1 protein-coding gene is annotated in these 1,086 nt (G+C 70.7%); it reads left to right on the top strand.

Going from position 1 to position 1,086, the window contains the following annotated elements:
* Nucleotides 1-5: 5 nt before the first annotated feature.
* Nucleotides 6-1,086 (top strand): acetyl-CoA carboxylase biotin carboxylase subunit (locus tag LIU39_RS34685; RefSeq protein ID WP_227050964.1); only part of this gene is annotated, 1,081 nt, incomplete at its 3' end.

Below are 1,086 nucleotides of genomic sequence, written 5' to 3'. Positions count from 1 at the left end.
CCAACGTGCGCAAGGTGCTCATCGCCAACCGTGGCGAAATCGCTGTCCGCGTTGCCCGTGCATGCCGGGACGCCGGGATCGGGAGCGTAGCGGTTTACGCCGACCCCGACCGGGATGCCCTGCACGTCCGCGCGGCTGACGAGGCATACGCCCTGGGCGGTGACACCCCTGCCACCAGCTACCTGGACTTCGCCAAGGTCCTTGCCGCCGCCGCCGATTCCGGCGCGGACGCCATCCACCCCGGATACGGCTTCCTCTCCGAGAACGCCGAATTCGCCCAGGCCGTCCTGGACGCGGGCCTGACCTGGATCGGCCCGCCCCCGCACGCCATCCGCGACCTCGGCGACAAGGTCGCCGCCCGCCACATCGCCCAGCGCGCCGGCGCCCCGCTGGTCGCCGGCACCTCCAACCCCGTCTCCGGCTCGGACGAGGTCGTCACCTTCGCGAAGCAGCACGGCCTGCCCATCGCCATCAAGGCGGCCTTCGGCGGCGGCGGCCGCGGCCTGAAGGTCGCCCGCACCCTCGAAGAAGTCCCCGAGCTCTACGACTCCGCCGTCCGCGAGGCCGTCGCCGCCTTCGGCCGCGGCGAGTGCTTCGTCGAGCGCTACCTCGACCGCCCCCGCCACGTCGAAACCCAGTGCCTGGCCGACAAGCACGGCAACGTCGTCGTCGTCTCCACCCGCGACTGCTCCCTCCAGCGCCGCCACCAAAAACTCGTCGAAGAGGCCCCCGCACCGTTCCTGACCAGCGCGCAGAACGCCGAGCTCTACCGCGCCTCCAAGGCCATCCTCAAAGAAGCCGGCTACGAAGGCGCAGGCACCTGCGAATTCCTCGTCGGCCAGGACGGCACCATCTCCTTCCTCGAAGTCAACACCCGCCTCCAGGTCGAACACCCCGTCACCGAAGAAGTCAGCGGCATCGACCTGGTCCGCGAGATGTTCCGCATCGCCGACGGCGAAGAACTCGGCTACGACGACCCGCCCCTGCGCGGCCACTCCTTCGAATTCCGCATCAACGGCGAAGACCCCGGCCGCGGCTTCCTGCCCGCCCCCGGCACCGTCACCCGCTTCGACGGCCCCACCGGCC

Source organism: Streptomyces pinistramenti, from assembly GCF_020564935.1.
Classification (GTDB): domain Bacteria; phylum Actinomycetota; class Actinomycetes; order Streptomycetales; family Streptomycetaceae; genus Streptomyces; species Streptomyces pinistramenti.
Note: the sequence above shows the minus strand (reverse complement) of the source record. Positions and strands in the feature narration are given on the sequence as shown.